The 4,216-nt window shown below is 38.6% G+C and carries 3 protein-coding genes and 1 pseudogene; all 4 read right to left on the bottom strand.

The features are described 5' to 3' along the window. Window positions 1–421: 421 nt before the first annotated feature. Complete coding sequence (locus AC220I_RS19015) at window positions 422–1,300, bottom strand: IS3 family transposase (protein ID WP_486725440.1); 879 nt, start codon at window positions 1,298–1,300, stop codon at window positions 422–424. Between the two features lie 20 nt (window positions 1,301–1,320). Next, window positions 1,321–1,992, bottom strand: coding sequence for a transposase (locus AC220I_RS19010; protein WP_486725439.1), 672 nt, complete (start codon window positions 1,990–1,992; stop codon window positions 1,321–1,323). A gap of 113 nt (window positions 1,993–2,105) precedes the next feature. Continuing rightward, window positions 2,106–3,539, bottom strand: a complete 1,434-nt coding sequence (gene argH, locus AC220I_RS19005; protein WP_486725438.1) for an argininosuccinate lyase — start codon at window positions 3,537–3,539, stop codon at window positions 2,106–2,108. Between the two features lie 163 nt (window positions 3,540–3,702). Further along, window positions 3,703–4,216 (bottom strand): annotated as a pseudogene (locus AC220I_RS19000) (argininosuccinate synthase); the annotation flags it as partial.

Below are 4,216 nucleotides of genomic sequence, written 5' to 3'. Positions count from 1 at the left end.
TCTAGGACTTGCACCATGGACATATGTGCCTTATTGTTTTCTAAATTATATCAATCCAATCATCTCAGCAATTTATGGCTTTACGGGCTTTACGATTGCAAAACTGTCTGATGTGACCAGTGAGACGGAAGGGGTTGAAAGCCTTGGTGAACTAGTAGGCTAGAGAAGAATAACTAGAAGGACAATTATAAAGACAACTAGAAAGGATAACTAGAAGGATAACTAGAGCGTTAACTGGAAGGATGTCAAGAAGGTTGAGGAATGGGTTAACGGTTAGATTAACTCGGATAAGGCATAGGGTTAATTTAAAATGCCTAAATAAAAAATAGTCCCTTTAAGGGTCTGAACTGCTACCCGTCAAGTGGACAATTAAAAAAATATAAAACTTTTCTGCCAGTAGGTAAACCTGCTGGCAGTTTTTTTATGCTGCTAGCAAATACTTTTGGTGTTTTTCCAAAGGCGTCAGTACTCCTAAGTTGCGTTGCAATCTTCTGCCATTGTAATACTCAATGTATTTTTCTATCATTTCAACCACTTCAGATCTACTTGTAAACCTTTTCCCGTAATAGCGTTCTCTTTTTATGATTCCCCAGAAACCCTCCATTGGGCCATTATCAAGACATTTAGCCACTCGAGACATACTCTGAGTCATTCCTGCACGTTCAATCTTCGCATGAAATACTCTATTCGTGTACTGAAAACCTCTATCGCTGTGAAACAATGGATGTGCATTAGGATTTGCGTTTATAGCAGCTTCCAAAGTATCAAATACCAAAGCATTATTATTACTATCACGGATTACATAGGACACGATTCGTCTATCATAAAGATCAAGAATTGCACTGAGATACACCTTGTGTTTTATTAGGCCATCATAGTAATGAAACTCTGTGACATCAGTAAGCCATTTCTGATTTGGTTCAGTAGCCTTAAATTCACGATTTAGCACATTTTCAGCAATGTACTGTGGATTGGAAGCTTGTCTAGTGCATCCATTGTTAGAATACTTAATCGTTGATTTGATATCCAGTTTTCGACAGATTCGAAGCACTCGTTTGTCGTTAACAGCTATTCCATAATAGCGATCAAGATCATCTCTTATTCTACGATACCCCTTATCTGATGATTCCTCATGAATTGCTTCGATTATTTCTGCGATTTGATGATTCTTTCTCTCATTTTCAGGAATGCTTCTATGCAGCCATTTATAATATGCTGCTCTCGAGATATTTCCCAGTTTACATAATTCTAGAACAGGATAAGATTTTTCTTCGTTTTCAGACTTGATTGCTCTGTATATGTGTTCATGATGAAGCCGATTTAGCCCCGCCCCCTCTCTATTTCCTCGAGTTTTTTTAAGAAGGAAATCTCCATTTCAGCGCGTTTATTTTCCGCTTTTAAAAGTCTATTTTCTGCTCGTAATCGCTCCACCTCTGTCATTTCATTTTCGGGTTTTCTTCGTCCACGATTATCTTTTAAAGCATCAACACCATTTGCTTCATATTTCAGTGTGTAGCTGCGTGCTTGCTGATAGGATATTTGATATTTTTCAGCGGTTTCAGCATAATTGTGTTTGTGTGTTAGGCAATATTGTACAATTTCTACCCTTTCATCAAAAGTGGTTGTTCGTCCTTTTGTCATGATTGTATTTCCTCCAGCTCCAGAAGATTTTAATACTTCATGATCATTATACTTTATAATCCACTGACGAAGTGTTTTTGTATCAGATATTTTATGCATTCTGCAGATTGCACGGAGTGATCCTTGTCCATTCAAGTAATCTAATACAGCTGCTTCTTTCTGGACTGGTGATCTATTTGTCCATCCTGTTTTATAAAATATCTCTGCACCCATTGACTCATAATTTCTGATCCATGAGCTCAATGTGGTATGTGTAAGTCCATACATCATAGCTACAGATGAGATTGTTTGTTGTTTTATCAGGACTTTATTTATTATTTCAAGTTTTTCTTCTGGTGTATACTTTTTCACAAACAAAATGCCCCCTTCTAGGTAAACAGTTTATTATTTTAACTGTCTACCTAAAAGGGAGCATATCACGATTCACGATGCAAAACTTAGGGGGTTATTTATATTTTTTGAGATTACTTTAATTGATTTAATATGCCAATAGGTGAAATGTTAGCGCTTTGAGAGGCCTGCATGTCTCTTAACCATTCGGAGACTTGCGTAAGATGTGATTTACACGCACTCGGTGCTGGGCCGCCAACATGCGCCTTTGAAGCCACAATGTTTTCAAGCTTGATCACTTCATAAAGGTCTTGGTCAAAGAGCTCTGAAAATGATTTGTACTTGTCTAAGGAGATATCCTTAAGTGCAAGTTTCTCACCACTTGCAAATCCAACGATTTGACCAATAACATGATGGCTATCTCTAAAGCTCAACCCTTTTTTCACCAGATAATCAGCTAGGTCAGTTGCCTCTGTATATCCCTTGAGGGTTGCTTCATACATAACATCCTTGTTAAATTTGGCAGTAACAAGTGTTTGACCGAGGATTTCAATTATATCCAGGAGCTGCTCTGCAGTGGTCATAAAGAGCTCCTTGTCTTCCTGCATGTCCTTGTTATAAGCCAGTGGTAATCCCTTCATCACAGTTAGAAGCTGCATGAGGTTGGCATAGGTTCTGCCCGTCTTGCCTCTGATGAGTTCGTGAATATCAGGGTTCTTTTTCTGTGGCATAATACTACTGCCAGTGGTATAGGCGTCATCAAGATCGATGAAATTATAGAGCTGAGAATTCCATAAAATGATTTCTTCACAAAATCGGCTTAAATGCATCATAAAGGTACTCGCAGCACTTAGGCAGTCTATGAGGTAATCACGGTCGGAAACAGCATCTAAACTGTTGAGGGTCATGCGCTTAAAGCCGAGCTTTTCCATGGTATATTGTCGATCTATTGGATAGCTGGTAGAAGCGAGAGCGCCTGCGCCTAGTGGCATTTCATCCATTCGCTCAAGTGCGTCCTCAAAACGTGAGTAATCCCTTTTCAACATTTCGATATAGGCGAGAAAATGATGTGCCAGTGTTATAGGTTGAGCCTGCTGTAAATGTGTAAAGCCAGGCATAATTGTTTCAAGGTTAGAATTTGCGATTAAACTCATTTGCTCAATTAAAGATGTTAGGGCACCTAAAATAGAGATGAGCCAATCCTTGGTATAAAGCTTCATATCCAGGGCAACTTGATCATTTCGACTTCTCCCGGTGTGGAGCTTCTTTCCGGCATCCCCTATCATTTCGGTCAGATAGGCTTCAATGTTCATATGAATGTCTTCTTGAGAAATCTTAAAGTCAAAATTGCCGGCTTCAATAATACGATAGATCTCTAATAAGCCCTTCTGTACCTGCTGAGCCTCATCGCTTGTCACGATGCTCTGCTTTGCAAGCATTTCCACATGGTAGTAGCTACCGAGAATGTCATAAGGATAGAGCTTGTAGTCGAAACCGATTGAAGCATTAAATTTTTCTGTGAGTAGGGCGGTAGATTTAGAAAATCTACCATTCCATAATTTTTCCATAAATATTTATCCTTCTCTGTCTTTAACATGCATTTCAATTGATCTAAAAGTTCATTTCATTTAATTTTAATCGTTTTTCTTGTAAATGTTTTATTGGATCTCAGATTCTTTCTATTTTTATCTGTTTTTGATTCGTAATTTATAATTCACAAGTCTTTACGCTTTATCTAATTTCTTGATTGCCACGTTTTACTCTGGCATAATGACTTGCTTCTTCTTCAGTCCATTCAGCTCTCTTCATTAAAGCTCTAACGGTCATAGGGAGACCAAATAGGTTAATAAAGCCTTCTGCATCGTGGTGGTTGTATAAATCACCAGTTGTGAAACTTGAAATTGAAGCGTTGTAAAGTGCGTACTTTGAAGTCGTGCCTGCAAGTGTACAATTGCCTTTGTAAAGCTTCATTTTCACACTGCCAGTTACAGTTTCTTGTGTGCTGTCTACGAATTGAGACAATGCTTCTCTGAGTGGACTGAACCATTGGCCGTTGTAGAGTAAGTCTGCAAATTTAATCGCCACTTGCGATTTAAAGCTGTAGGTGTCTCTGTCAAGACAAAGGTGCTCTAGTGCTTCGTGTGCTTTATAAAGTAGCGTTCCACCTGGGGTTTCATAAATGCCTCTTGATTTCATGCCGACAACTCTGTTTTCAACCAAATCAATTGTACCTATGGCATGCGTG

This window comes from Fusibacter sp. (assembly GCF_057447755.1).
Note: the sequence above shows the minus strand (reverse complement) of the source record. Positions and strands in the feature narration are given on the sequence as shown.